Origin of the sequence: Blastomonas sp. AAP53, from assembly GCF_000331245.1 — a bacterium.
Lineage (GTDB): Bacteria > Pseudomonadota > Alphaproteobacteria > Sphingomonadales > Sphingomonadaceae > Blastomonas.
Map to the genome: position 1 here is coordinate 205,379 of NZ_ANFZ01000002.1, position 21,952 is coordinate 227,330.

Below are 21,952 nucleotides of genomic sequence, written 5' to 3' on the forward strand. Positions count from 1 at the left end.
GCAGCCTTAGCCGACCAGCGCGGTCAGCGTGTCGACGGTGAGCACCTGTGGCAGGATCACCGGCGCGCTGCCCGGCTTGTACCAGACATACAGCGGCACGCCCGACCGGCCCTGCGCTTCGAGATAGCGGCTGATTTCGGCATCGCGCCGCGTCCAGTCGCCCTCCAGCACGACCACGCCCGCCCTCTTGAACGCGGCGGCGGTGGCTTCGCGCTGGATCGCGGCGGCCTCGTTGGCCTTGCAGGTGATGCACCAGTCGGCGGTGAAATAGGCAAACACCGAGGTGTTGGCCGCGCGCAGTTCGGCCAGCCTTGCCTCGCTAAAGGCCTGTGTCGGCAGCGTGGCCTCGGCCGTTGCCTGCGCCGATGACCCGCCGCCTGCATCCATCGGCAGCAGAACGATCGCCGCAGCCGCGCTGGCAAGCGCAGGCACGATCGGAAGCCAGCCGCTCTTGCCGCCCGCCTGTCGTGCGCCGAGCCACCACAGCAGCATCGCGAGCGCCATGGCTGCAGCCAGTCCCCACAGCACGCCATTGTTACCGGTCTGCTGTCCCAGCAGCCATATCAAGGCGAGCGCGGTGAGGAACATCGGCACCGCCATGATCCGGCGGAAGGTCGCCATCCAGGCACCGGGGCGGGGCAGCATCCGGCGCAGGGCGGGCACGAAGCCGATCGCCAGGAACGGCAGCGCGAGCCCCAGGCCCAGGCCTGCAAACACCAGCAAGGCGGCAGGCACCGGCAGGATCAGCGCGCTGCCCATCGCGGCGGCCATGAACGGTGCGGTGCAGGGCGTTGCGACGAACGCTGCAAGCGCGCCCGTCCAGAAAGATCCCGCTGCGCCGCCTTTTGCGGTGAGGCTGGAGCCTGCGGAGATGCTGCCGAACTCGAACAGGCCTGCGAGGTTGAACGATATCGCCGTGACCAGCAGCAGCAGCGCGAGGATGATGCGCGGATCCTGCAGCTGGAACGCCCAGCCGACCTGCTCGCCCCCGGCGCGCAAAGCCAGCAGAAGCCCGCCCAGTGCAACGCACACCAGGACGATGCCTGCGGTATAGGCGAGCGCGTCGCGCCGTGCTGCGCGTTCGTCACCGCCCGCCTTGGCGAGGCTGATCGCTTTCAGGCTGAGGATCGGGAAGACGCACGGCATCACGTTGAGCAGCAACCCACCGAGCAGGGCACCGCCCAGCGCGGTGGCCAGCAGCGCTAGCATGTTGCCGGCCACGGGCGTTGCCGCCGCTGCGGTCTCGATGCGCGTGCCGCCCGGAGCCACTTTGCCGGGATTTGCCACCAGATCGAGCCCAAGATGCTCGCCGATGCGCAGCACGCCGCCAATCTCTTGCAGGGCCGCGCCGCTGGCCTCAGTCTCGACGATCAGCCGGTCGCCATCACGGTAGAATGCCTGCGGCGTGGCGTAACGCAGGGCCTGGTCGGTGCGCGCGAAGAAATGCGGCGCATCGATCGCGCCTGCCGCTGGAAAGGGGATGGCGATGCGCAGCGTCTGGCCATCCACCGCAAAGGTCGCCTGCGATCCCAGAGGCGCGGGCAAACGCTGCCGCCAGCTGTCGAACCGTGCGGCGGTCGCAGCATCGGCTGTGCCATTGCCCACGGTCAGGCTGGTGGTCAGCGTCGCGCTTTCAGGCACGCAGATCTCGTCGGTGCACGCCAGCCAGTCGGCCTTGACCGATATCGGCAGGCGCGTGCCCGGGGCAAGGCCGGAGTCGAGCTTCAGCGCCACCAGAGGCGCATAGGGCCCCTCATAGACATGGTTCATCAGCCCGGCGATGATCAGCGTCTGCGGCACCGGATAGCGAAGCTCGCCCACGCCCACGCCTTTGGGCAGGTCCCAGGTCAGCGTCATGCCAAGCCCCGCATCGCCGGGATTTTCCCAATAGCCGTGCCAGCCCGATTTGGGGGTCATCGCAAAGGCCAGATCGATCGTGCTGCCCGGCGCGGGTTCGGCGCGTTCGGCCACCAGCGACGCTGCGATGTTATTGGGCCCGCGCTGCAGCGGTTGAGCCGTCAGCGATGCCGACGCGAAAAGCGACAGCAGGGTCAGCGTCGCCGCCAGCAGGGTTCTCAAGAGGCGCATCGTCATCGGCCGCCGATGTAGTCGCTTTCACCGCTTTCGCCAATGGGGCAGCGCTCTGTCCGATCGGGAACCGTCCTTGTGGTTGAAGGGTATGCGCTCTAAATCGACCGCTACCCCATTTCGTTGGCCCCATCCATTGGCAGATCCATGACCCTTTTGTTCATCTATGTCGGCTGCGCACTCGGCATATCGTTCCTGTGCTCGCTGCTCGAAGCGTCTTTGCTGACGATCACGCCATCGGCGATCCAGACCGGCAAGACCAACGGCGCGCGCTGGGCAGAGGGCATGGAGGTGCTCAAGCGCGACGTAGACCGCCCGCTGGCGGCGATTCTGACGCTCAATACCGTTGCCCATACGATGGGCGCAGCAGGCGCAGGCGCCGAATATGCCCGGCTGTTCGGCAACGCCACCCAGGCCATTTTCGCCGCCGGCCTGACCGTGGCGGTGCTGATCCTGACCGAAATCATCCCCAAGACCATCGGCGCGCGCTACGCGCTGCAGCTCGCACCGTTCGTGGGGCGGGTGCTGCCGGTGATGATCCTGCTGCTCGCGCCCCTGGTGTGGTTCTCGCAGCAGATCACCAAGCTGATCACCTTCGGCCAGAGCGCCCACGCACCGCGCCACCGCGAGGAGTTGATGGCCGTGGCCCGCATGGGCAAGGATTCAGGCCAGTTGCACCGGCAGGAAAGCGAAGTGCTGCACAACCTGCTGCAGCTGGGCGAGGTGAAGACCTGGGATATCATGACCCCGCGCCCTGTGGTCTTCGCGCTGCCCCGGACGACGCCTCTTGCCGATTTTGTTGGCAACGTGCGCGACAAGCCTTTCACCCGGATTCCGATTTTCGACGCAGATCCTGCCGATATCATCGGCTTCGTGCTCAAGGGCGAGGTGCTGATGGACATCATCGAAGCCGGGCCGCAGGACGCTGCCATCACGGCGCCTCTCATCCGGCCACTGACCAGCACCCTTGGCACCGTTCCGGTCGATCGCCTGTTCCAGCGGTTCATCGAGGAAAACCACCATATCATGCTGGTGGTCGATGAATATGGCTCGGCGCAGGGCATCGTCACGCTCGAGGACGTCGTCGAGACCATCTTCGGTCTCGAGATCATCGACGAGGTCGACAAGATTCCCGACATGCAGGCCTATGCCCGGGATATGTGGAAGGCGCGGGCCAAGCGCATCGGCATCGAAACCGCCGCAAACTGATCCGTCAGCGCTGCTGATAGGGGCTCAGGCCCGCCCCCAGCCGGTTCTCGCCCAGCGGAATGGCATCGCGGCTCCAGTTGGCGATGAACCAGGTATTGCGCGATACACCGGGCGCGAGTGCGGCGCTGTTGTCGAAGATCTGCAGACCCGTGGACGGATAGCTGCGCCCCTCGGCGGCGACCGCAATGAACGCGGACCAGTTTTCCTTGTTCTGCCCCTGCACGAAGATGTTGCGGGTGATCTCGCCGCTGGCTCCGCCGGGCAGATCGATCATGTAATTGCTGCCATTGCCGTTGCTGTCGTCAAAGCTCGAGTCGGTGATCGCGACGCGCGCAGCGCGGCTCTTGACGTAATGGCCGCCCTGGCCCCGCTCGAAGCGCGAGCGAGTGACCGTGAGCGAGCCATAATCGCCGATATAGATCGAGTGCGCGCAATCCGATGCGCACAGGCCGAGGCCGGAAAAGCTGCTCTTGTCGATGACGATCCGGCTGCTGGTATCGATGCCGGTGAGGATGCCCTGTTGACTGTCGCGGAACAGGCTGTTGACGACAGCCAGGTCACCGCGCTCCAGCCGGATGCCTGCGCCATTCTCGTCGGGCACGGCAATGTTCTGGAAGATCAGGCCCTCGACGCGCGCGCTGCGGCCGCGCAGGACGAGTGTCGCCTTGCCCTCGCACACGCCGCCATCGAAGATCGCGGTGCCCGGCGTGACCGCGCGATAAGTGATATTGCCTGCCTCCTGCACCACGCAGTCGCGCCAGATGCCGGGCTGTACCTCGATCGTGCCCGTGCCGCCGCCGATCTTGCCGACCGCATCGGACAGCGAGCCATAGGTCTTGCCGGTCTCGGCAATCCGATAGGGCCGGGGGCGCTCCTGCTGCGCGGCGAGCGGAACGGCGATGCTGGCCAGCAGCGCGGCGAAAAGGACGATGCGAAGGACTGTCATGCCGCGCAGCCTAGCACAGCAGACGAAAAAGGACGCGGGCTTAGAGGGTTAACAGCACCGTCGTCCCGTCAAGGGACGGGCGCGGGGTCGTCAGTTAATGGTGTGGAACGGTGCTTGCGGCCATAGACCAGATCGAACAGCGGCGAGGCCATGAAGGTCGTGGCAATCGCCATGATGACCAGCATCGAAAACAGCGCCGGGCCGATGATGCCGCGCTGCAGGCCGATGTTGATGATGATCAGCTCCATCAGCCCGCGTGCGTTCATCAATGCGCCGATGGCGAGCGAGGTCGAGACATCCTGACCCGTCAGCCGCGCCGCGACATAACAGGCGACCCCCTTGGCGAGGATCGAGGCGGCCAGGATGCCCAACGCAATCGCCAGCAGCTCGGCATTGTTGACCACGGTCAGCTGGGTGTTGAGCCCCGAATAGGCGAAGAACATCGGGATCAGCAGAACCATGATCACCGGCTCCAGCTGACGCTGGACATCACTCGCCAGCAACCCGCGCGGCATGCAGATGCCCAGCACGAAACCGCCGAACACCGCGTGGATGCCGATATAGTCCATCGCAAAGGCGCACAGCATGAACAGCACCAGCACCGCCGCCAGCATGCTGTGCGTTACCTTGCCTTCGCGCTCGGCGATGCGCCCCAGCGGAGCGAGCAGCCGCCGCCCGAAAATGAGCATGAAGCCGGCAAAGGCTGCGCCACCGACGATCGCCTTGACCGCAACCAATGGCCCATCGCCGAAACTCGCCAGCACGATCGCCAGCACCGTCCACGCGGCGGCATCGTCGATCGCGCCGGCTGACAGCGTCAGGCTGCCCAATTTGGTGTCGGTCAGCCCGCGTTCGTGGATGATGCGCGCCAGCATCGGAAAGGCAGTGATGGCGATGCACGCGCCCAGGAACAGCGTCGCCTGGTACTGGTTGACGTCCGATGCGAACAGGCCGGGCACGCGCTGCAACATGGGTGCAAGGAACACCGCGACGAGAAAGGGCGCGGCCATGCCGGTGAACGATACCGCCGCAGCGCTGCCCATCTGCGAGCGGAAATGATCCGACCGAAAGCCGAGCCCGACCAGGAACATGTACAGCCCAACGCCCATCTGGGCGCAGACGAACAGCACGTTCTTGGTCTCTGCGGGGAACAGCGCAGCCTGCACATCGGGCAGGACATAGCCGAACAGCGAGGGGCCGAGCACGACGCCCGCGATCATCTCGCCGACCACCTGCGGCTGGCCCAGCCAGCGGCGCACCGCATAGCCGACCACGCGGCAGGTGGCGATGATCAGCGCCAGCTGCACGAAAAAATACGCGCTGAGTTCCGATGGTGTCACGCGCTCTTGGCCCCCGACTGACCCTGTGCCAGTCCGCGCGGGATGTTGCGGTTTAGGTGCGCAGAGTCAATCGCTGGCGGTCAGTCCAGATTGGGGCGCAGCCAGCGTCGTGCGGTATCGATGTCGACCCCGCGCCGCTGAGCATAATCGGCCAGCTGATCCTCGCCGATGCGGGCAACGCCGAAATAGGCCGAATCCGGGTGGCCGAAGTAAAAGCCGCTGACCGCTGCGGTGGGCAACATCGCAAAGCTTTCGGTCAGCGTGATGCCGGTGGCATCGGTGGCCTTCAGCATTTCGAACAGCGCAGGCTTGGCGCTGTGATCGGGGCAGGCGGGATAGCCCGGCGCCGGGCGGATGCCGCGATACTGCTCCTTGATCAGCGCCTCGTTGGTCAGCTGCTCGCCTGCGGCATAGCCCCACAAGGTGGTGCGGACATGCTGGTGCAGCCGCTCGGCAAAGGCTTCGGCAAGGCGGTCGGCCAGCGCCTTGAGCAGGATGTCGTTATAGTCGTCGTGGTTCGCCTGGAACCGAGCGAGATGCTCCTCGATACCGTGCCCTGCGGTGACGGCAAAGCCGCCGATCCAGTCGCCTGCCGGATCGATGAAATCGGCCAGGCACATGTTCGCCCGGCCTTCGCGCTTGGCGATCTGCTGGCGCAGGAAGGGCATGCGGATTTCCTCGCCGCCGGTGTCGATCAGCACGTCGTCGCCATCGCGCCGGCACGGCCACAGGCCCGCAACGCCCCTGGCGGTCAGCCATTTTTCCGCGATGATCTGGTCGAGCATCGCGTTGGCGTCGGCGAACAGCGAGGTCGCGCTTTCACCGACCACTTCGTCGGTGAGGATCGCAGGATAGTTGCCCGCCAGCTCCCACGCGCGGAAGAACGGCGTCCAGTCGATGCATTCGCGCAGATCGGCCAGATCCCAGTCCTCGAACACGTGCAGGCCCGGCTGCACTGGCGCGGGCGGCTTCTGGCCCATGTCAGCGACAAAGGCGTTGGCGCGCGCAATGTCGAGCGGGGCGAGATCGTTCTGGCCCTTGTTGGCGCGGGCAAGGCGCACCGCCTCGTACTCTTCCGCGACCTTGAGCACGAAGGGATCGCGGTTGGTCTGGCTGACGAGGTTCGAGGCCACGCCGACGGCGCGGCTGGCATCGAGCACGTGGATCACCGGGCCTTCGTACGCCGGTGCGATCCTGAGCGCAGTGTGCACCTTGGAGGTGGTCGCGCCGCCGATCATCAGCGGCATGGTCATGCCCGCCTTCTGCATTTCCTCGGCGACGGTGACCATCTCGTCCAATGAGGGGGTGATCAGACCCGACAGACCGATGATATCGGCCCTGTTGTCGTTTGCTGCCTTGAGGATGTCGTGCCACGGCACCATGACGCCCAGGTCGACGACCTCATAGCCATTGCACTGCAGCACCACGCCGACGATGTTCTTGCCGATGTCGTGCACGTCGCCCTTCACCGTCGCCATGATGATCCGGCCCTTGCCTTTGGCATTGGGGTCCTTTTCCGCCTCGATATAGGGGAACAGGTGTGCGACGGCCTTTTTCATCACGCGCGCGGACTTCACCACCTGCGGCAGGAACATCTTGCCCTCGCCGAACAGGTCGCCGACCACGTTCATGCCGTCCATCAGCGGGCCTTCGATGACCTCGATCGGGCGAGTGGCTTCGAGCCGCGCTTCTTCGGTATCCTCGACGATATGTGCATCGATGCCCTTGACCAGCGCATATTCGAGCCGCTTGACCACCGGCCAGCCGCGCCATTCCGCTGCCTGCTTCTCGGCGCGTTCGTCCTTGCCGCGAAACGACTCCGCCAATGTGATCAGCCGTTCGGTCGAATCCTCGCGGCGATCCCAGATGACGTCCTCGCACGCTTCGCGCAGTTCGGGATTGATGTCGTCATAGATATCGAGCTGCCCTGCGTTGACGATGCCCATGTCCATGCCCGCCTTGATGGCGTGGTAGAGGAACACGCTGTGCATCGCGCGGCGGACCGGTTCGTTGCCGCGGAAGCTGAACGACAGGTTGGAGACGCCGCCCGAGATATGCACGTGCGGGCAGCGCATCTTGATTTCGGTGCTCGCCTCGATGAAATCGATGGCATAGCGCCGATGCTCGTCGATGCCGGTCGCGACCGCAAAGATATTGGGGTCGAAGATGATGTCTTCGGGCGGAAAACCGATGCCGGTGAGCAATTTGTAGGCGCGCTCGCAGATCTCGACCTTGCGCTCCTTGGTGTCGGCCTGGCCGACCTCGTCGAACGCCATCACCACCACGGCGGCGCCATAGTCCATGCAGATCCGCGCATGCTTGAGGAATTCGGCCTCGCCTTCCTTCATGCTGATCGAGTTGACGATCGGCTTGCCCGAAACGCACTTGAGCCCCGCCTCGATCACCGACCATTTCGACGAATCGATCATGAACGGGACCCGTGCGATATCGGGCTCGGCGGCGATCAGCTTCAGGTAGCGCGTCATCGCGGCGTGCGCGTCGAGCAGCCCCTCGTCCATGTTGATGTCGATGATCTGTGCGCCGTTCTCGACTTGCTGGCGCGCGACATCCACCGCCTCCTCATAGCGGTCTTCCATGATCAGCTTCTTGAACTTGGCCGATCCGGTAACGTTGGTGCGCTCGCCGATATTGACGAACTGGGCCGTCGAGGGAGTGGAGGACTGGGTCATGTTTTCTCAATTCTCTCCCCTCCCGCTTGCGGAAGGGGGCAGGGGGTGGGCGCGGCTACAAAGCGTTGGGTGGTTTCAGGCCCACCCCGGCCACGCCTGCGGCGCGGCCTGCCCCTCCCGCAGGCGGGAGGGGAGACGTGCAGATCAAGCCGCCATCGTGAACGGCTCTAGCCCGGCCAGCCGGGTTTGCACCGGCGGGCTGGGGATCGCGCGCGGCGCGGCACCGGCGACGGCGCGGGCAATCGCGCCGATATGCGCGGGCGTGGTGCCGCAGCAGCCGCCGACGATGTTGATCAGCCCGTCCTTGAGCCAGACCTTGATCAGCTCCGCCGTCTGTTCGGGCAGCTCGTCATACTGGCCAAGATCATTGGGCAGGCCGGCATTGGGATAGGCCATGATCAGCGTATCGGCCTGGCGCGCGAGCGCGGCCAGATGCGGGCGCAGCAGGTCGGCGCCGAACGAGCAGTTGAGCCCGATGGTCAGCGGCTTGATGTGCCGCACCGCATGCCAGAACGCCTCGACCGTATGGCCGGACAGGTTGCGTCCGGCCATGTCGGTGATGGTCATCGAGATCATGATCGGCACCTCGCGCCCGGCAGCGTCCGCCGCATCGCGTGCGGCCATCGCGGCGGCCTTGGCATTGAGCGTATCGAAGATCGTCTCGATCAGGATGAAGTCCACCCCGCCTTCGACCAGGGCATCGCACTGTTCACGATAGACATCGCGCATCGTGTCGAAATCGACCTCGCGAAAGCCCGGGTCGTTGACGTCGGGCGAGAGCGATAGCGTCTTGTTGGTCGGGCCGATCGCGCCAGCGACAAAGCGGTGCTTGCCATCGCGGGCATGCGCCGCATTGGCTTCCGCGCGCGCGACTCGGGCGGATTCGATGTTGATCTCGCGCACCAGATGCTCCGCGCCATAATCGGCCTGGCTGATGCGGTTGGCGCTGAACGTGTTGGTCTCGATAATGTCCGAGCCGGAATCCAGATAGGCGCGGTGGATGCCCGCGATGACGGACGGGCAGGTCAGCGCGAGAATGTCGTTGTTGCCCTTCTGGTCGTGGGTGAATTCCAGGCTGCCCCGGAAATCATCCTCGGTCAGCCTGGCTGCCTGGATCGCGGTGCCATAGCCGCCGTCGAGCATCATGATGCGCGTCGCGGCAATCGACCTGAGGTGTTCGGCTGGAGTCACGCGGCATTCTCCTTAAGAACTGGCTCCTGAAGCACCGGCGCTGCGGTTGCCGATGGCGAAGCGCGCAGGCCCAGCAGATGGCAGATCGCAAAGCTCAGCTCGGCGCGATTGAGGGTGTAGAAATGGAAGTGGCGCACGCCGCCCGAGTACAGCCGGCGGCACATCTCGGCAGCCACGGTGGCGGCGACCAGCTGGCGCGTGGTCGGGTGGTCGTCCAGTCCATCGAACAGGTCGTTCATCCACTGCGGGATCTCGGTGCCGCACATGCCCGCGATCTTGCGCGTGGTGGCGACATTGCTCACCGGCAGGATGCCCGGCAGGATCGGCTGGGTGATCCCCGCCTTGGTATAGGCATCGCGGAAGCGGAAAAAGGCTTCGGGCGAAAAGAAGAACTGGCTGATTGCCTGGTCCGCGCCCGCATCGATCTTGCGCTTGAGGTTGTCGATGTCGCTTTGCGCGCAATCGGCATCGGGATGGGTTTCAGGATAGGCGGCGACCGAAATCTCGAACGGCGCGACCTGCTTGAGGCCGGTGACCAGTTCGGCGGCATTGGCATAGCCGCCGGGATGGGGCGCGAACTTCTCACCCGCGCGCGGCGGATCGCCGCGCAGCGCGACGATGTGGCGGACGCCTGCATTCCAGTAGTTCCGGGCGATTTCGTCGATCTCGTCGCGGGTCGCATCGACGCAGGTGAGGTGTGCAGCAGCCGGAATCGCGGTCTCCGCCGTGATCCGCGCAACCGTGGTATGCGTCCGCTCGCGCGTCGATCCGCCCGCGCCATAAGTGACGGAGACGAACTTGGGGCCAAGCGGCGCCAGCGTGGTCAGCGTGTCCCACAGGGTTTCTTCCATCTTCGCCGTCTTGGGCGGGAAGAACTCGAAGCTGACCTCGACATCGCCTGCCAGTCCAGCGAACAGGGGCGTGCCCAGCGCCTCGCGTGCCTCGGCCAGTTGTTTGAGCGACAGGGTCATGCGGCAGCCTTTCTGGGCGTTTCTGAATCACGGTTGGCAGGGCGAATGCGGGCGGGCTCGTCGTGATACTGGCCCAGCCAGATCTTCACGGTCAGCGTTCCGCCGGAAAGGCTGCGGGTGTCAGCCAGCGCAAATCCGGCATGGGCCAGCATGGCAGCGATCTGATCGTCGCCAAAGCCGAGGCGCGCATGGGCATCACGCTCGCGCAGTTCCTCCAGCGCATGCGCGGCAAAATCGATGATCGCGATCCGCGCCCCGGGTGCAGCGACACGGCCGGCTTCATCGATCACGCCCTGCGGGTTCTGGGCATAGTGCAGCACCTGGTGCAGCAGGATGGTATCGAACCCGGCATCGCGCAGCGGAAGCGCATAGAAATCTGCCTGGATCAGATCGACCTGACCGGTGGCAAGGTGCTGCAGCTTGGTGCGCGCCAGACGCAGCATTTCAGGGCTGCGGTCGAGCGCGGTGCAGTGATCGGCGGCCGGGCCGAACAGCTCGATCATCCGCCCGGTGCCGGTACCGATATCGAGCAGACGGCCCAGGGGCTGTTCACCGATCACGGCTGTCAGCGCGGCTTCGACTTCGGCTTCGGGCAGGTAGAGAGAGCGGATTGCGTCCCATTGGTCCGCATGCTGCGCAAAGAAATCCGCCGCGCGCTGATCGCGGATCGCGCGAATCGCGCCCAGTTGGCGCCGGTCGTTGGCGTGCTGCGCCGCCAGTGCCGGGCCAACGGCCTCTTCGCTGCGCAGCAAGGCGTCTAGCAGCCGGGCCGCGTTGTGGTCGCGCCGCGGCAGGGCCGGGCGCAAGAAAACCCAGCTGCCTTCCTTGTGACGTTCTGTCAGGCCGGCCTCGGCCAGAATGCGCACATGGCGCGAGACCCGCGGCTGGCTTTGATCCAGCACGGCGGCAAGCTCGCCAACGGACAGCTCCATCAGCTGCAGCAGCAGCATGATGCGCAAACGGCTGTCGTCCGCCAGGGCCTTGAAGAGCAGTGCCATATCCATGAACCCGCATATAAAGAATTCTTTATATGCGGTCAATCCCGCATGTGAGGCGGGTTTGAGGTGGGTTCGAGACCCACTGGACGTAAAGGCGTGTCACCGATTTGGGCTTATCCCAACCAAAGTGATTGCAAAGCCAAAAATTGGGCGCTAGATGCCGCCGTCCGACAGTGGGGGCTTGGCTGAAGCTTGTCGGCACATTTGTGACGTGTTTAACTCCTTTTGGGCTGACATCAGCCATTTAGACAAGGACGGAAGTTCAAGATGAAGACCATTTTTTCGATCGCATCGGTTGCCGCTCTCTCGCTGGCCCTGGCTGCTTGCGGCGCAGAAAAGACCGAAGAAGCTGCCACTGCAGAAGCAACCGCTGAAGAAGCTGCTGAAGCTGGCATGGAAGCTGCTGAAGCCGCTGGCGACGCCGCTGCTGAAGCAACCGAAGCTGCTGGTGAAGCCACCGAAGCTGCTGCTGAAGGCGCTGTGAACGCTGCTGAAGGCGCTGCTGACGAAGCTGCTGCCGCTGCTGGCGAAGCCAAGGCTGCTGCAACCGACGCGGCTGCCGCTGCTGGCGAAGCTGCCAAGAAGTAATGCCTCGCTTCTTCGGAAGCATAGGCAAGACATGGGCCGTCAGCGTTTGCGCGCTGGCGGCCTTGTCGTGTGGGCCTGCGGAAAATGATCCCGGGCCCGGCGGCGTGACCGTGGGCGAGGCCCGCGCGCTCGATGAAGCCGCCGAGATGCTCGATGAGCGCCAGGCCAATCCGGCCCAGGCGACCGCGCCCGAACAGACCGGTGCGCAGCCCTTGGCAGACGTTCCCGAAGCGGAATGACGCCTGCCTGACAGCATACACCGGAAAAGCGTTTTCCCCTTTTCCGCGCGATGCTTTATCACCCCGGCATGACCGACAGTGCCGACACCGCTCCTGCGTCGATGACCTATGCGCGCTACCTCGCGCTCGATTCGCTGCTGGACTGCCAGAATCCCGTTTCGTCCGAAGATGACGAGATGCTGTTCATCATCATCCATCAGACCAAGGAGCTGTGGCTCAAGCAGATCATCCGTGAACTGCGGCTCGCCAACGCGCAGGTTGCCAGCGGTGGGCTGATCCCGGCTTACAAGGCGCTGGCGCGGGTCAGCCGTGTGCAGGCAGTGATGACGCTGAGCTGGGACATTCTCTCGACGATGACACCAAGCGATTATACCCGCTTTCGTAGCGTGCTGGGGCCAAGCTCCGGCTTTCAGTCGGATCAGTTCCGCACGGTGGAATATCTGCTGGGGCTGAAGGATGGCGCGTTCCTGAAGTTCCAGGACGACCGGCCCGATGCGCGCGCCGCCATGGAGCAGGCGCTGGCCGCCCCCAGCCTGTGGGACAATGCCATCGCCGCTCTGGCGCGCGCAGGCTTTGCCATCCCGTCTGCGCTGCTCACGCGCGATTTCAGCCAGCCCCATACCCCCGATGCCGCCGTCGAGGATGCGTTTGTCGAGGTGTATCGCGACCCCGAACGGTATTGGGATCTGTACCAGCTCGCCGAAAAGCTGGTCGATCTGGACGATGCGATGGCTGCGTGGCGGCACAAGCATGTGCTGACGGTGGAGCGGATCATCGGCATGAAGCGCGGCACCGGCGGCACCGCGGGCGCAGCCTATCTGCACACGACGCTGACCAAACGCGCGTTTCCCGAATTGTGGTCGCTCAGGACGCGGCTATAGGGTGGAGCCCATGACCACCGCTCCGCTTCCCGATACCGAAACGCGCGGCCTGCTGGCGATCCTGCCGGCAGCTGCGCGGCCCTATGCGCTGCTGGCGCGGCTCGACAGGCCGATCGGCTGGTGGTTGCTGTACTGGCCGTGCACCTTTGCGCTGGCGCTGTCGGGCGGACTGGTGTCGCATTGGCCGCTGCTGTTGTGGATGCTGCTGGGGTCGATCGCCATGCGCGGCGCGGGCTGCGTCTATAATGACATCGTCGATCGCGACCTCGATGCCCAGGTGGCCAGAACCCGCAATCGCCCGCTGGCGAGTGGCGCGGTGCGTCTGAAGGCTGCATGGGCATGGCTGATCGGGCTGTGCCTGATCGGGCTGGTGGTGCTTGTGCAGCTGAACCTGCCCGCAGCGCTGATCGCCATCGCCTCGCTGGCGCTGGTTGCCGCCTATCCGTTCATGAAGCGCATCACCTGGTGGCCACAGGTGTGGCTGGGGCTGGTGTTCAGTTGGGGCGCGCTGGTCGCCTGGGCCGCGATAGCGGGCAGCGTGCCGTTGGCAGGGCTGCTGCTTTATGGCGGCTGCATCACCTGGGTGATCGGCTATGACACCATCTATGCGTTGCAGGATGTGGAGGATGACGCGCTGGTGGGTATCCGGTCGAGCGCGCGCGCGCTGGGCGGGGCTGTGCGTGGCGGCGTGGCTTTGTGCTATGCGCTGACCATCGCGGCCTGGGGCAGCGCGATCTGGCTGGTCCGGCCCGATTGGGTCGCACTCGCAGCCTTGCTGCCGGTCGCCGTGCACCTGGCCTGGCAGGTGATCGCGCTGCGGCCCGATGACCTGCACGATCCGCTCGCCAAGTTCCGCAGCAACCGCAACGCCGGGTTCCTGGCCTTTGCTGCCTTTGCCGTGGTCGGGCTGGCGGCGTAACGCGATGACCCGCGAGGTAATGGCCTTGCCTACCCCGCCGCGCTAGCATCGGCGGCATGAAGCAGGACAGCCGAACTTCCGAACCCGCCGGACAGCAACTGCGGCAGTGGCGCGAGCGCCGCCGTCTCAGCCAGCTGCAGCTTGCGCTGGAGGTGGAGATGTCCACCCGGCATCTCAGTTTCGTCGAAACCGGTCGCGCTCAGCCCAGTCGTGACATGATCATCCGGCTGGCCGATCATCTCGACATTCCGCTGCGTGCGCGCAACCAGATCCTCCTCGCTGCGGGCCTCGCACCCGAGTTCGAGGAAACAGGCCTCACCGCGCCTGAAATGGCCGAAGCGCTGGCGGCGGTCGAGCATCTGCTCAAGGCGCACGAACCGTTCCCGGCTCTGGCGGTTGACCGGCACTGGAACATGGTGGCGGCCAATGGCGCGCTGGCGCTGCTGATCGAACAGATCGCGCCGCATCTGCTGGTCCCGCCCGTCAACGTGCTGCGGCTGGCGCTGCATCCCGATGGGCTGGCTCCGCAGATCGTGAACTATGAAGTATGGCGCAGCTATATCCTCCACCGGCTCGACCGCGATATCGAGATGACCGCCGATGCCGGGCTGGCCGCGCTGCGCGATGAGCTGGCCGCCTATCCCGGCTCTGCCAACGACAACGCGCCTGCGGGCCGGCCACCGATCGCACTGCCGCTGACGATCGACACGGTCGCCGGGCGGCTATCGTTCATGACCACGGTGACGATCTTTGGAACCCCGCGCGATATCACCCTGTCCGAACTGGCGCTTGAGACGTTCTTCCCTGCAGACGCGCACACCATGCAGGTGCTGCGGTCGCTCGACGGGGGTGAAGCACTGCGATGAGGGGGAATGGCAGGGCGGCGCGAGACCTGTGAAGCGGGCCGCCCTGCCGGAAGTGTAGATGAATGCTCGCACTCTTAGCATGGGCTGTGCCATGCACGGAATTACCAGATTTTACATAGCGTTCGATGGTTAACGAAGTCTTGCGCGGCAACGAAATGTCAAGATTTCCGACACCGCAAGCATGGTTATCAAAATCCTAAATTTCCGCCGGTTTGTGCCGTTCTTGGCTGTATCCTCATCACGATAGACCAAGGAGACACAGCGATGATCGGTATTTTGGCGCAGAAGGGATTGAGCCTGTTCGGGCGCGCTGCGCCGCAGCCAGTGCCAGGCCGTGATCGGTTGCTGGACCTGCTCGATACTCTGGTGGACGAATGCGACCGCGAGGCGCTGGATATTGACGACGATGGCCTGATGCCAGATCGCTATGCCTCGCTCGCGCGCGAGGCTGCCAGGGGCCTGTACCGCATCGAGCCCGAACGGATCGCCGAACGGTTGATGCGCCATTGAGGCAGCGGTCCGCCCGCAGCGGGCAACTGGCGTTTTCGCGCTTGGCAGGCAGAGCCGGATGGGCAATGACATAGCGCATGGCTGATCCTGCTCCGCTTCCCAAAGACACCCATATCCAGACTGTAGACCCGCGTACGGGCGAACCTCTGGCGCAAGCCACGCCTGCAGCGACGATCATCGTCTTTCGCGATGCGGCAGATGGCGGCGTGCCCGAACTGCTGATGGTCGAACGATCGTCCAAGATGGTGTTTGCAGGGGGTGCGGTGGTGTTTCCGGGCGGCCGGGTCGATCCTGACGACCACCGGCTCGCGGCCAGCCTGCAGCATGGGCTCGATCCCGATGATGCAGCGGCCAGGATCGCATCGATTCGCGAAACGATCGAGGAGACGGGGCTGGGAATAGGCTTTGCCGTTGCGCCCGAGGGCGAGGCGCTGGCCGCAGCGCGCGCCGCGATGCATGCAGGCGCGGTGTTTTCCGATCTGTGCCGCGATGCGGGCTGGCAGTTCGACCTGTCGGCCCTGACGCCGTTTACCCGGTGGCGTCCGCCGTTCAACGAAAGCCGCATCTTCGACACCCGCTTCTATCTCGCGCGCTGCGGGGCGCATGACCATATCGTCGAGGTCGATGCGACCGAGAACCGCCATCTGTTCTGGGCCACGGCACAGCAGGCCTTGACCATGGCCGATGACGGCAAGGTCAAGCTCATCTTCCCCACGCGGCGCAACATGGAACGGCTCGCGCTGTTCGGCAGCCATACCGAAGCGGTGGCTCATGCTGTGCGATTTTCTGCACGGATGATCATGCCGTTTATTGAGGAACGCGACGGCGCTCCTCATCTGTGCATTCCCGATGACCTGGGCTATCCGGTGACGAGCGAGCCGCTGGGAACCTCCATGCGGGGGTGACCGGGCAAAAAGCTGTGTCCTGGCGGAACCTCGAAGGGCCCGCTTCGTAATCCGTTCATCCCAACCGGAGATGAACCATGTTGCATTATGCCCTTATCTTTTTCATCGTCGCCATCGTGGCTGGCGTGCTGGGCTTTGGCGGTATCGCCGGAGCGTCTGCCGGGATCGCCAAGATCCTGTTCTTCCTTTTCCTGCTGTTCCTCGTCGCCAGCCTGGTGATGCATCTGGTGCGCGGCCGAGCGTAATTGCCCTGTCCCTGCCGTGATACAAAAAAGGCCCGGATCGCTCCGGGCCTTTTTCTTTGGTGCTACAGCGCCAGTATCTGGATCTGAAATCAGTCGATGGCGCGTTCGGCAGCCTTGCCAACCGATTCGACGTCCCGGCCTGCACCCTTGACCGTATTACAGGCCGAAAGCAGCGAAGCGACCAGGCTGGCGGCGACGACAAGGCGTAGTGATGCGCTGCGGTTCATGAGGATTTCCTTTTTCCACAATATGTTATTCTTCTAATTCGGGGCATGGCCCGGCTATCTACGCTACGCGCGAGGATGAGTTGCAGAAACAATCATCGGGAACCATCCCGTCAGCAGGGGGTTGTTGGAGCATGGTCCTTGTGCGCGCCCTCCGGTGAGGGATGGACGCGCGGGCCAGCTAGCGGACCAATCCATGCTGCTTTGGGGGCAGCTCAAGAGAGGCGAATTTATGACGAGCAACCACAACCAGTCGACCGAAGGTAAAGCGACCGAGGCCAACACGGAAGAGGTGATCGTGCCGCTGGACGATGCGACCTTCAAGCAGCGCCTTGCCGCCACCATTCCGCACCTGCGCGCCTTTGCCTACAGCCTTTGCGGCAAGATGGACGTGGCCGACGATCTGGTTCAGGATACGATGCTCAAGGCCTGGGCCGCGCGTGCGCGCTTCCGTCCCGATACGTCGATGCGAGCCTGGACGTTCGTGATCCTGCGTAATTGCTACATTTCGCAGATGCGCCGCAACAAGTTTACCGCACCTTATGATGAAGGCGTGGCCGAGCGGACCTTGACCGCCAACAGCGATCAGCAAGCCCCCTTGCATCTCGAAGATGTACGCATGGCGCTGATGCAGCTGGGCGCAGACCAGCGTGAAGCGATCATCCTCGTCGGTGCAGGCGGCTTTTCCTACGAGGAAGCTGCAGAAATCTGTGATTGTGCCGTCGGCACGATGAAGAGCCGAGTCTCGCGCGCCCGTACGGCGCTGGCCGCAATGCTGGATGGCGATTCGCCCATCGGCACGCGTCGTCAGCGCAATTCGGCGGACGAGGCGATGAGCGACATCCTGGGCACGCTCGACAAATTGAGCCAGGGCGTCACCGCTCTGGCCGCATAAGATCAACGCTTCCGGCACAAGGCCGGACAACGCCGGCCCTTCCAGGCTCAGGCGGAGATGTTCAACCCGGGGCGCGTGGAGGCGCTCAGCAGATGACAGCGGCATGCTCAGGCAGCCGAAGGGAACATGAAAAAAGTGCGTAATGCCAGTTCCCTGGATCGTCTGGAGGCGAGTGCGATGCGTACTTCGTGTTTTGATCCCATGCTGGTGCGGCAGGCCCGCATCGGCCACAGCCTGCGCCAGGTCTATGACGGCGTGACCGAAAGCCCGCTGCCCGATCAGTTCGAGGATCTGCTCAGCCAGTTGGACAAGATCGGCGAGCCCGGCTGCCAGAACTGAGCCTGTCACTCCACGACATTGCATTGCCCGTCGGGACCTCATGGTTCCGGCGGGTTTTTGTTGTGCGCTGCGGCCAGACAGCAAACAAAAAAGGGCCGCGATCCATGAAGATCGCGGCCCTTTGGGTCGGTGTTTCGGTACTGATCAGCTGATCAGCGCACGCAGCATCCAGGCGTTTTCTTCGTGCTTGCCGATGCGCGCGGTCAGCAGATCGGCGGTGAAGACGTCGTCGGCTTCCTCGGCGACCTCGACAAAGTCGCGCATGCGCTTGGCGATGGCTTCGTTGTCGCTGATCAGGCCCTTGATCATGGCATCAGCCTGACGCGGGGTTTCGCTCGAATCGACCACCGAAAGCTTGGTATAGTCTCCGAACGATGCCGGAGCGATCTCGCCCAGCGCGCGGATGCGCTCTGCGATGACATCGGCAGCGGCGTGCAGGTCTTCATACTGCTCTTCGGTCAGCTTGTGGACGCTGTAGAACGACGGGCCGACGATGTTCCAGTGGACGCCCAGCGTCTTGAGATAGAGCGAGTATGTATCGGCCAGGCCGTGCTGAAGCGCCTTGGCGACTTCCTTGCGGTCACCCGCTTCAATGCCGGTGTTGACGGTATCGCTCTTGGTCTTGGATTTGGCTGCAGTTGCCATGTTCATGTCCTCCTGTTTGGGTACGGGAAAAGGGAGCCGTCCGAGAAACGAAAGGCTTACGTTGAACTCTACGCCCGCATCCGATGGCGGTTCCGCAACCTCCGGCTTTTCGGTGGAGCAAAAGCCTCAAATTGCCGGAACGCTTGACAGGCCCTTATAAATATTAGTTAATCCGTGCAGGAGTGGGCCATGAACGATGAACTGCAACCATCTGGTGCCAAACAGAAATCAGGCGAACTACCGCCGATTGCGCTGATAGGCTGGACGCACTTGGATCTACCGAACGGGATCGACCTCAGGATCGAATGCACGCGGTCTCGTATCGCGCTGGACAATGACCTGATCGAGCATCGTGATATCGTGATGACGCGAAACCAGGCGCTGCTTCTAGCGCGCTATTTGCTCAAGGTCACAGGGCAGACGTTGCCGGGCGAGGCAAAGCCGGGGCTGTGGTCCAAGGTCAAGTCGGCGCTGGGTGGCTCAGGTGCGCCTGCGCGGCGGACCTCGAGGAAGCTTGCGTCCTGAGCTGAGGCATCGGCTGGCGTTTCATGCTTGATAAGCGCGGTCATCGGTCTTACCGGCGGGCGCGATGAAGCGACTTCGCACCTGGATGACACGCATGACGCCGGCATTGCTGCTGGCGATGCTGTTCGGTGCGCTCGCGCCGCAGGGTTTCATGCCGCACCTGGGGCCGCAAGGCCTCACGATCGAGCTCTGCTCCGGACTGGGCAACAAGGCCGCCACCGTTGCGCGCGACGATGCGCGCTATCAGGACTATCTGAAGCTGGCGGTGGCGCGCGGCGATGTGCCGGATCAGGATGGCAGCGACGACGCCGACAACCCGATGCCGCCCTGCGCCTTTGCCGGGTTGGCCACGCTGGCGATGCCCAGCAACGGCGTGACCGTGCCGCACATCATCATGGCGCAGGATGTTCCGCCTGCGCTGCACCACAGCCTGCTGCGCGCCAGACACCATGCCGCAACGCCGCCTGCCACCGGGCCTCCCTCGCTTACCTGAACCCATCAAGCTGATGCAGCCACACGCCTGACGCACCGGATGATCCGGAGCGATCTGGTCCGCTGCTGCATCCCTCTTTCCCCGTTCAGGGACGAATACCACCATGAAGAATACCGCATTTCTGCGCGCCGCCCTGCTGGGCGGTGCCTCGCTCGCCGTCGTGTCCCCCGCATCTGCCCAGGGCGTCGGCCAGCGCACCGATCCCGTCATCATCGTCACCGCCAGCAGCACTAGCACGCCGACTTCCCCCAGCGTCGAGGAAGCGCGGCAAAGGCTCGAGCGCGTGCCCGGCGGTGTCGGGCTGGTCGAGGACAGCGTCTTTGCCGAAGACTTTGCGCAGAGCATCGGCGATGTGCTGATCCTCACCCCCGGCGTGTTCGCCGATACCAGTGCGCAGCGCGAATCGCGCATCTCGATCCGCGGTTCGGGTCTGAATTCGGGCTTTGAGCGGCGCGGCCTCACCGTGCTGCGCGATGGCGTGCCGATCAGCCGCGCGAGCGGGGCGACCGAATTCCAGGAGATCGATCCGCTCACCATCCGCTATCTGGAAGTATTCAAGGGTGCCAACGGCCTGCAGTACGGCGCGGCGTCCTTGGGAGGGGCGGTCAACATCGTCTCGCCCACCGGGCGCACCGCGCGGTCGAACTTTTCGGGCCGTATCGAGGGTGGCAGCTTCAACACGCTGCGCGGCAACCTGAGCGCATCGGGCGTGTCGGGCGGCACCGATTATTATATCGGTGTAACGGGCCTTCGCGATGACGGCTTTCGCGAGCACTCCGATGTGCGCAGCCTCTATGGCCATGGCAATATCGGCTTCAAGCTGAGCGATAGCATCGAGACGCGCTTCTATGTCACCGCGCTCAGCGACAATTTCGAGCTCAACGGATCGCTGCGCCTCGCCGATGCGCTTGCCAATCCGCGCGCGGCGGGCCGTCCGGTCACCGTCGGCCCGTTCCGCCCCGGCGGCCCGGTCACCGTGCTCGATCCCGGCCCGGTCGCAGACGACTGGGACCGCAACCTTGATGTGTACCGCCTTTCGAACCTCACCGCGATCACTTTGGGCAGCAGCACGCTGGAGATCGGCGGCTGGTACACGCGGCGCAAGCTCGATCATGCCATCACCCGCTTTGCCGGGATCATCGACCAGAAAGAGGATGAGTTCGGTGTCTCGCTGCGCGCGCTGGGCGAGTTCACGCTGCTGGGCGACGCGGTCAGCCGCTGGACGCTGGGCGGCAGCTATGCGAGCGCGGACAACAGCGCCCGCCGCCATCGCAACCTCAATGGCGAGCGCGCAGGGCTGACCAACGAGTCCGATCAGGATTCGACCAACCTCACCGCTTTCGGCCAGCTCGATCTGGGGCTCACCGGTCGCCTGACCGCCGTGCTGGGCGGCCAGTACGTGAAGGTGACCCGTGACGTGGTCGCCATCCTTGCCGAGGTATCGGGGCGCGGCGAATACGCGCAATTCAGCCCGCGCGTGGGCGTGCTCTATGCGCTCGGCGACACCGCGCAGCTCTATGCCAACATCAACCGCAGCTTCGAGCCGCCCAGCCTCGCCGACCTGACCTCGGGCGGATCGCGACCGTTCGCACCGCTCAAGGAACAGCGTGCGACGACCTATGAGATCGGCAGCCGGGGCCAGGCGGATTTCATCGCCTGGGACGTCTCGCTGTATCGCAGCGAGGTTGAAAACGAGTTCCTCGACTTCGGCGTGCCGGGCACCAACGGCTTTGTCTCGTTCACCGACAACGCCGACAGGACGATCCACCAGGGGCTGGAGCTGGGCCTCGACGTCTATGTTGCGCGCGATGTGCTGGCGGCGCGCGGGCAGGCGTTCACGCTGCGCGGCGCGTACACGTTCAACGACTTCCGCTTTGATGACGACGTGACGTACGGCGACAACCAGCTTGCCGGTGTGCCGCGCCATCTGTTCGTCTCCGAAGCGCGGTTCGAGCAGAAGGACAAATGGTATGTCTCGGCCAACCTGCGCTGGGTGTTCGACGGCCCCTGGGCGGACTTTGCCAATACCGAGCGGGCTCCTGGCTATGAACTGGTCGGGCTGACTGCAGGCGTCGATGTCCTTCCCGGAATCAAGCTGTTCGGATCGGTCGAGAACCTGTTCGACACCGTGTTCATCTCGAACGTCGCCACCAACGCCAACCAGTCGCTCGAGCGCGCCGCGATCTACACCCCGGGTGTGGGCCGCGCGATCTATGGCGGCATCACCGCGCAGTTCTGAGCGCAA

Annotated in this window: 23 protein-coding genes; 14 read left to right on the top strand and 9 right to left on the bottom strand. The window is 64.3% G+C overall.

Annotated elements, in window-relative coordinates; translation table 11 throughout:
- Nucleotides 1–6 precede the first annotated feature (6 nt).
- Entirely contained in the window at nucleotides 7–2,088 is a 2,082-nt protein-coding gene (locus D618_RS0101010) for a protein-disulfide reductase DsbD domain-containing protein (protein ID WP_026091139.1), read from the bottom strand.
- Nucleotides 2,089–2,235: 147 nt separating this feature from the next.
- Between D618_RS0101010 and D618_RS17320 the strand changes: the two genes are divergently transcribed.
- A complete protein-coding gene (locus D618_RS17320) occupies nucleotides 2,236–3,297 on the top strand; it encodes a CNNM domain-containing protein (RefSeq protein ID WP_017669622.1) in 1,062 nt (353 codons plus the stop codon).
- A 4-nt stretch (nucleotides 3,298–3,301) separates the two neighbouring features.
- On the opposite strand, the gene D618_RS0101020 is transcribed toward D618_RS17320, so the two are convergent.
- The 6 genes from D618_RS0101020 to D618_RS0101045 all read right to left on the bottom strand — a co-directional run bounded on the left by D618_RS0101020 (nucleotide 3,302) and on the right by D618_RS0101045 (nucleotide 11,439).
- Nucleotides 3,302–4,243, bottom strand: coding sequence for a right-handed parallel beta-helix repeat-containing protein (locus tag D618_RS0101020; protein ID WP_017669623.1), 942 nt, complete (start codon nucleotides 4,241–4,243; stop codon nucleotides 3,302–3,304).
- Between the two features lie 68 nt (nucleotides 4,244–4,311).
- A complete protein-coding gene (locus tag D618_RS0101025) occupies nucleotides 4,312–5,583 on the bottom strand; it encodes a cation:proton antiporter (RefSeq protein ID WP_017669624.1) in 1,272 nt (423 codons plus the stop codon).
- 80 nt (nucleotides 5,584–5,663) lie between these two features.
- Nucleotides 5,664–8,273 (bottom strand): methionine synthase, encoded by a 2,610-nt coding sequence (gene metH, locus D618_RS0101030; protein ID WP_017669625.1) that lies wholly within the window; start codon nucleotides 8,271–8,273, stop codon nucleotides 5,664–5,666.
- 144 nt (nucleotides 8,274–8,417) lie between these two features.
- Nucleotides 8,418–9,464: a homocysteine S-methyltransferase family protein gene (locus D618_RS0101035; protein WP_026091140.1), complete on the bottom strand. Its 1,047-nt coding sequence runs from the start codon at nucleotides 9,462–9,464 to the stop codon at nucleotides 8,418–8,420.
- A complete protein-coding gene (gene metF, locus D618_RS0101040) occupies nucleotides 9,461–10,435 on the bottom strand; it encodes a methylenetetrahydrofolate reductase (protein ID WP_017669627.1) in 975 nt (324 codons plus the stop codon). Before metF ends, D618_RS0101035 begins: the two co-directional genes overlap by 4 nt.
- Nucleotides 10,432–11,439 (bottom strand): metalloregulator ArsR/SmtB family transcription factor, encoded by a 1,008-nt coding sequence (locus tag D618_RS0101045; RefSeq protein WP_017669628.1) that lies wholly within the window; start codon nucleotides 11,437–11,439, stop codon nucleotides 10,432–10,434. The genes metF and D618_RS0101045 overlap by 4 nt, the downstream gene beginning before the upstream one ends.
- Before the next feature lie 261 nt (nucleotides 11,440–11,700).
- On the opposite strand from D618_RS0101045, the gene D618_RS0101050 reads away from it, so the two are divergent.
- The 8 genes from D618_RS0101050 (at nucleotide 11,701) to D618_RS19205 (ending at nucleotide 16,586) form a co-directional block, all read left to right on the top strand.
- Nucleotides 11,701–12,021: a hypothetical protein gene (locus tag D618_RS0101050; RefSeq protein WP_017669629.1), complete on the top strand. Its 321-nt coding sequence runs from the start codon at nucleotides 11,701–11,703 to the stop codon at nucleotides 12,019–12,021.
- A 104-nt stretch (nucleotides 12,022–12,125) separates the two neighbouring features.
- The gene (locus tag D618_RS20100) at nucleotides 12,126–12,260 is read left to right on the top strand and encodes a hypothetical protein (protein WP_255342543.1); all 135 of its coding nucleotides are present in this window, start codon (nucleotides 12,126–12,128) and stop codon (nucleotides 12,258–12,260) included.
- Nucleotides 12,261–12,328: 68 nt separating this feature from the next.
- A complete protein-coding gene (locus D618_RS0101060; protein WP_026091141.1) occupies nucleotides 12,329–13,141 on the top strand; it encodes a tryptophan 2,3-dioxygenase in 813 nt (270 codons plus the stop codon).
- Nucleotides 13,142–13,151: 10 nt separating this feature from the next.
- On the top strand, nucleotides 13,152–14,060 hold the full coding sequence (ubiA, locus tag D618_RS0101065) for a 4-hydroxybenzoate octaprenyltransferase (protein ID WP_017669632.1): 909 nt from the start codon (nucleotides 13,152–13,154) through the stop codon (nucleotides 14,058–14,060).
- 56 nt (nucleotides 14,061–14,116) lie between these two features.
- Nucleotides 14,117–14,926 (top strand): helix-turn-helix transcriptional regulator, encoded by an 810-nt coding sequence (locus D618_RS0101070; protein ID WP_017669633.1) that lies wholly within the window; start codon nucleotides 14,117–14,119, stop codon nucleotides 14,924–14,926.
- Between the two features lie 264 nt (nucleotides 14,927–15,190).
- Entirely contained in the window at nucleotides 15,191–15,436 is a 246-nt protein-coding gene (locus D618_RS0101075; RefSeq protein ID WP_017669634.1) for a hypothetical protein, read from the top strand.
- A gap of 77 nt (nucleotides 15,437–15,513) precedes the next feature.
- Nucleotides 15,514–16,341: an NUDIX domain-containing protein gene (locus tag D618_RS0101080; RefSeq protein WP_017669635.1), complete on the top strand. Its 828-nt coding sequence runs from the start codon at nucleotides 15,514–15,516 to the stop codon at nucleotides 16,339–16,341.
- A 77-nt stretch (nucleotides 16,342–16,418) separates the two neighbouring features.
- The gene (locus D618_RS19205) at nucleotides 16,419–16,586 is read left to right on the top strand and encodes a DUF1328 domain-containing protein (protein WP_017669636.1); all 168 of its coding nucleotides are present in this window, start codon (nucleotides 16,419–16,421) and stop codon (nucleotides 16,584–16,586) included.
- An 89-nt stretch (nucleotides 16,587–16,675) separates the two neighbouring features.
- Here D618_RS19205 and D618_RS0101090 read toward each other — a convergent pair whose 3' ends face one another.
- Nucleotides 16,676–16,813: an entericidin A/B family lipoprotein gene (locus D618_RS0101090; protein ID WP_017669637.1), complete on the bottom strand. Its 138-nt coding sequence runs from the start codon at nucleotides 16,811–16,813 to the stop codon at nucleotides 16,676–16,678.
- A 229-nt stretch (nucleotides 16,814–17,042) separates the two neighbouring features.
- Between D618_RS0101090 and D618_RS0101095 the strand changes: the two genes are divergently transcribed.
- The gene (locus tag D618_RS0101095) at nucleotides 17,043–17,705 is read left to right on the top strand and encodes a sigma-70 family RNA polymerase sigma factor (protein ID WP_017669638.1); all 663 of its coding nucleotides are present in this window, start codon (nucleotides 17,043–17,045) and stop codon (nucleotides 17,703–17,705) included.
- 177 nt (nucleotides 17,706–17,882) lie between these two features.
- Nucleotides 17,883–18,044 carry a NepR family anti-sigma factor gene (locus D618_RS19785; protein WP_202949928.1) on the top strand — a complete coding sequence of 54 codons (162 nt, stop codon included), beginning with the start codon at nucleotides 17,883–17,885 and terminating at the stop codon, nucleotides 18,042–18,044.
- Nucleotides 18,045–18,188: 144 nt separating this feature from the next.
- Here D618_RS19785 and D618_RS0101105 read toward each other — a convergent pair whose 3' ends face one another.
- Nucleotides 18,189–18,689, bottom strand: a complete 501-nt coding sequence (locus D618_RS0101105) for a DNA starvation/stationary phase protection protein (RefSeq protein WP_026091143.1) — start codon at nucleotides 18,687–18,689, stop codon at nucleotides 18,189–18,191.
- Nucleotides 18,690–18,878: 189 nt separating this feature from the next.
- Here D618_RS0101105 and D618_RS17330 point away from each other — a divergent pair, with 189 nt between their 5' ends.
- The 3 genes from D618_RS17330 to D618_RS0101120 all read left to right on the top strand — a co-directional run bounded on the left by D618_RS17330 (nucleotide 18,879) and on the right by D618_RS0101120 (nucleotide 21,946).
- Nucleotides 18,879–19,214: a hypothetical protein gene (locus tag D618_RS17330; RefSeq protein ID WP_017669641.1), complete on the top strand. Its 336-nt coding sequence runs from the start codon at nucleotides 18,879–18,881 to the stop codon at nucleotides 19,212–19,214.
- Between the two features lie 85 nt (nucleotides 19,215–19,299).
- Nucleotides 19,300–19,707 carry a hypothetical protein gene (locus D618_RS0101115; RefSeq protein WP_152414463.1) on the top strand — a complete coding sequence of 136 codons (408 nt, stop codon included), beginning with the start codon at nucleotides 19,300–19,302 and terminating at the stop codon, nucleotides 19,705–19,707.
- A 103-nt stretch (nucleotides 19,708–19,810) separates the two neighbouring features.
- Nucleotides 19,811–21,946: a TonB-dependent receptor gene (locus D618_RS0101120; RefSeq protein ID WP_017669643.1), complete on the top strand. Its 2,136-nt coding sequence runs from the start codon at nucleotides 19,811–19,813 to the stop codon at nucleotides 21,944–21,946.
- The last annotated feature ends 6 nt before the right edge of the window (nucleotides 21,947–21,952 follow it).